Origin of the sequence: Alcanivorax sp. (assembly GCF_014762765.1) — a bacterium.
GTDB lineage: Bacteria > Pseudomonadota > Gammaproteobacteria > Pseudomonadales > Alcanivoracaceae > Alcanivorax.
This window is the reverse complement of sequence record NZ_JABURH010000021.1, coordinates 1-4,270: the sequence shown is the minus strand read 5'-3', so window position 1 is coordinate 4,270 and position 4,270 is coordinate 1. Positions and strand designations below refer to the sequence as shown.

Sequence of the window (4,270 nt, the reverse complement as noted above, 5' to 3'; positions counted from 1 at the left end):
TGATCTGCGGCGATCAGGTTGAGGGTGCCTCAGAGCTGAAGTCCAAGTATGACGCTCAGGTACGTAATGACGCCGAAGCCCAACTGCTCAAGGGCTACCGGCGCCTGTCCGTTAAGCGCCGCCAAGGTCTGCTGGCTATGATTGATTAGCCTGCCTTTTTTCCGGCCAGCTTCTGGCTGAGTCCCTGTGCCGACTGCGGTTGAGCATTGCCCGGTGGGGCAGACCCTTCCGGCACGAACTCCTCCACGACCTGTAACCCTTCCTCCTCCGAGTACTCGAACTGAGTGTTGAGCAGGCCGGCATGGGCCACCTTGTCCAGCTCTGCTTGGTTGATGCCTTGGTTTTCCCTGGCCTTGGCCGTTTCTCTAGCGTAGCTGACGGCGTCCTCCATGGATTGCTCAGCGCGCAGTGCCAGATCCACGTAGTAGATTGGTGCCCGGTGGCTCTGGGTAGTGCTCTTCCCGCGCAGTTTCAATTCCAGGGGCAGGGTGGCCAGGTTGCCGCCAGAGATGGCATGGAAGTAACGCAACCTGGCTGTAAGGGTGCGGATGCTGTTGTAGCCGGTGGTCCGAAACACGAAGCAGCCCAGTTCATCCTCTTCCCCGATCCGTACGTACAGCCGCCCGTAGGGTTTGCACAGATCGTGGGCGCCGAATTCGCATAGGTCGGGTGACGGGCAAGGCAGTTGCTCCAGGCCCTGGTCGGTGCGGCGTCGACAGCTCTCACCGTCGCCACTGCACAGCGGGCGGCCACTCTTGCGCTCGAAGAAGGTGTACTCCGCCCGAAGATTCAGGTCCGGATCATTAAAGGGCAGGGTGACAGGAATGCTGCGCAGCTTCTTGCCCTGACCCTCCTGTCGCAGCGCCTCATCCAGCGGGTGCGGTAGCCAGCCCTCCCGGGTCTGGATCTGGGTAGTGATGGTGAATTGGTCGTCTTTCTCCGGCAGACGCTTGCCGTTCTTTTCCACCATGCGGCCAATACTGATACGGCCAATCACAGGGGGCGTAATGGCGAGTCCTTTGATCATGGGAATCTCCTGTTATAAAAAGCACAGCCGCCGGGCAGGGCCCGGCGTTTATGCTGTTAGGCGTGGGATATTGAGTGAGGTGATGCGAGAACGATCAGGTGGTGGCCTTGACCAGGAACCGGCGGCTGCCGGCCCGATGCTTGGGGAACTGCTGCAGTAGCGCGGGCTGAGCCTTGAGCAGGGCGTCAGTGTCGAGCACCGTACTGTCCTTGCTGCGCTTCCAGCTCACCTGGCCATCCATGAAGTAAGCCCGAGCGGCGTCACCCATGCGTTGCTGGATGCGCTGCTTGAGCCGGGCTTCCCGTTCGGCCAGACGGGCTAGGCGTTCCCGGATATCCAGCATCTCACTGAAGTCGCCGTTGAGCGCGGTGTCTTCAATGAGATCCAGGGCTTCGCCATTGTCGCGAGGGTAGAGTGCCCGCAGCGCCTGGTCGGCAGAGTCGGAGCCATCGGCGTCGGGCGGGGTGTCGGTTTCCACCAAGTGCCAGAAAGCCCGCTCCAGTTCGATCAGTTGGTTAATGACCGTCTCATCCCGCTCGATGCGATGCACCTGCAACTCCTGCCCACAGATCAGCACCGCCACGTCCGCTGCCTGCTTGCCGGTGACGGCCAGTTGATGCTGCACCTGGCACTGGATGTACTCCGGTACGCCATCGGCCCAGAGCCGGGCACCATTGAAACCGGTGGTTTTGCACTCCAGGATTTGCACTTCTGGATTCCCCACAACGGAATAATCCAGATTGGCCAGCATCCAGGACTTGTCGGTATCCGGGTGCTGGAGCACGGCATTTACCCGCCGAACCTTGTTGCCGGTGGCTTTGGCATAGGCTTCCGCCACCTTGGGTTCCAGCAGGTTGCCCCAGTACAACGGGGTATGGATGTCGTCTGGGTCGGGAGCCGGTAATAGCCCATCCCGCCCGGTCTTGATCATCCACAGCTCCAGGGGCGACTGATACGGGTTGAGCCCCACCGCCGCCGCAGCATCGCTGGCCCCGATACCTTGCTTGCGGACCTTGAGCCACTGCTCCCGGTTCATGCCCTTGGTGGACACCAGACGCAGTGCTGGACGGGATGAGGGTTTGATAGCGCGGGGCGTGCTCATGAGTGACCTCCTTCCAGTTGGGTCAGGCGTTCGGTAAAGCGATCATGGAGATTGATCAGCCGATGGGCCTGGGGCGTCTGATCCGTGGGGATCTCATGACTGCCGCCCTGGCTGAAGAAGGTGACGACCAGCTGGGTGATCATCTGTTGGATGTCGGCGTTGGGTGGCAAATTGCCGTCATTCTCGAGCAGATAGGTGCCCAGCTGTTCGCCTAGAATGGATACCACCTCGTACTCGAACACTCCAGGAAACCCTTGCGGGCCGTACCAGTAGGGTTGCACCTGTTTCCAGATATCGGGGATGAAGTCACACAGGGTGCTGATCAGTTCGATACAGCCATTACCCCAGATCTCCAGAAGCCGGGTACCGCGCTCCTTGTTCAGCATCACCCCTTCATGGAGAAAGGCGCCCCAAATGGCGGCCAGATGCGGGGAGAGGGGAGGCGCAGAGCATCTGGCTTCCGGGCCCACACGGTTATCGTGATTAGGTTCTGTCATGGTCAGGCTCCAAACAATAAAAAGCCCGACCGGCACAGAGCGGGTCGGGCTTTAGTCGAGGGAAAAGAGTGAGTCGGGGATCAGTCAGGCCACCAGTTCCAGAGTCTGGCTCAGGGCCCGCTGCTTGATCTGGGCACCCTTGCCGAACCAGGCGGAATCCAGCCGGTTGTCGGTGCTGCGGGCGCGACGTTCGTGGTCCACGAACTCGGTTACTGCATTGAGCAGTCCGTAGGCCGTGTTCTTGGCAGACGGCAGTTCCGCACCGCGACCGGCGCCGTCATACAGCGCCATGGCCTTCTTCATAGCCTGCTCGTTGGGCTTCACCAGCATGTCACCAGAGGCGTAGTTCACATCGGTGAAGACCGAGCGCATGACTTTCTCGGCGGTCTTGCGGGTGATGCGCCGCTCGCTGAGTGCCTTCAGGCGATACATGAAGTCATCCCATGCAGAGACCGAGATCCCCAGCTGCTTCTTGACGGCCTGGGCATCGAAGGTGGTGTTGTGGCGAACCTTCACCGCCTGGCCGGCACCATTGAGAGCTACCGCCAAGGTGTTATTGCACACCACCCGGATGCTGGTGAACTGGGCAGTGGTGGCCAGGGTGCCGTCACAGGCGGTGGCCAGCAGCACATAGCCGTTGGTTTGGTCGTTGCCTGCCAAGGAGCCCGTTTGCCCGGTGCGGGCCAGGGCCCACAGCTTGCGCCCCCCTTTAAGGACGCCAGCGGTTTCCAGCTCAAAGCCGGAGCGCTCGGTGAGATCCCGGTAGAACTCCAGGATCTGCCGGGGCTGAACCACCTTGAAGCGGTTACTCACTACGGACAGAGGTGCCTGATTGTCTGAGCGGAACAGCACCTTCTGATCCGGGAAGGACGAGATCTGGCCGAGGGCGCCGGCCTCGCTGCTAATGAAGCGGACAGGGGTTTCACGGATCTCCCAGTCCATGCCGGCTTTCTGCATCCAGACATTGAGGGGTTGTTGGTCAGCGAGCTGATTGCCCAGCCCGTGCCAGGGTGTACGGCCTGCATAGGCCATGCTTTCGACAAGATGTGCCATGGTAAATCTCCAAGAATAACGATGAGCCCGAAACGGGCGGATTAACAAATGAGAAGAGGGGGGGTAAGGGGTAGAGCGAAAGCGGAATAGGAAAAACTCAGAGCCAGCCACGTTGGGCCAGGCTGACCCACTCGGAGCGGGACACGACGAAGTGATCCAGTACCCGCACATCAATCAGAGCCAGAGTGTCCTTGAGCCGGGTGGTTATGGTGCGATCAGCCTGGGAGGGCTCACAGCACCCGGAGGGGTGGTTATGGGCGAAGATCACGGCAGCGGCATTGCAGGCCAGAGCCTGCTGCACCACCACACGGGGATACACCGCCGCTCCATCAATGGTGCCGTTGAACAAGGGCTCGAAACTGAGCACCTTGTGCTTGTTGTTGAGGAAGATAGCGGCAAAGACCTCGTTCTTCTCCTGGGCCAGGGCCATCTGCAGGAACTGGGCGACATCAGTGGGGGAGGTGAGTGCCTCCCGACCGGTCAGCTCATCCAGCAGAATGGTGGCCGCCGTACTGACAATCTCCTCAGGCTTAACGCAGCCCTGTACGTGGTACAGGCCCTGCTCGTTCTTTACGAAAGTGGGAATATCCA

At 60.4% G+C, this 4,270-nt stretch carries 5 protein-coding genes; all 5 read right to left on the bottom strand.

Translation table 11 applies throughout. The annotated features are described in order from the left end of the window. Nucleotides 1-145: 145 nt before the first annotated feature. Nucleotides 146-1,027, bottom strand: a complete 882-nt coding sequence (locus HUJ17_RS00840) for a hydrolase or metal-binding protein (RefSeq protein WP_290508927.1) — start codon at nucleotides 1,025-1,027, stop codon at nucleotides 146-148. A gap of 94 nt (nucleotides 1,028-1,121) precedes the next feature. Continuing rightward, a complete protein-coding gene (locus HUJ17_RS00835) occupies nucleotides 1,122-2,129 on the bottom strand; it encodes a lambda-exonuclease family protein (RefSeq protein WP_290508926.1) in 1,008 nt (335 codons plus the stop codon). After that, nucleotides 2,126-2,626, bottom strand: coding sequence for a hypothetical protein (locus HUJ17_RS00830; protein ID WP_290508925.1), 501 nt, complete (start codon nucleotides 2,624-2,626; stop codon nucleotides 2,126-2,128). The genes HUJ17_RS00835 and HUJ17_RS00830 overlap by 4 nt, the downstream gene beginning before the upstream one ends. Before the next feature lie 84 nt (nucleotides 2,627-2,710). After that, nucleotides 2,711-3,679, bottom strand: a complete 969-nt coding sequence (locus tag HUJ17_RS00825) for a DUF932 domain-containing protein (protein ID WP_290508924.1) — start codon at nucleotides 3,677-3,679, stop codon at nucleotides 2,711-2,713. A 97-nt stretch (nucleotides 3,680-3,776) separates the two neighbouring features. Beyond that, nucleotides 3,777-4,265, bottom strand: coding sequence for a DNA repair protein RadC (gene radC, locus HUJ17_RS00820; RefSeq protein WP_290508928.1), 489 nt, complete (start codon nucleotides 4,263-4,265; stop codon nucleotides 3,777-3,779). Nucleotides 4,266-4,270: the final 5 nt, after the last annotated feature.

Bases quoted from the DNA above. Each gene is read 5' to 3' on its own strand.
- HUJ17_RS00835 (WP_290508926.1), bottom strand. From the start codon at position 2,129: ATGAGCACGCCCCGCGCTATCAAACCCTCATCCCGTCCAGCACTGCGT.
- HUJ17_RS00830 (WP_290508925.1), bottom strand. From the start codon at position 2,626: ATGACAGAACCTAATCACGATAACCGTGTGGGCCCGGAAGCCAGATGC.
- HUJ17_RS00840 (WP_290508927.1), bottom strand. From the start codon at position 1,027: ATGATCAAAGGACTCGCCATTACGCCCCCTGTGATTGGCCGTATCAGT.
- HUJ17_RS00825 (WP_290508924.1), bottom strand. From the start codon at position 3,679: ATGGCACATCTTGTCGAAAGCATGGCCTATGCAGGCCGTACACCCTGG.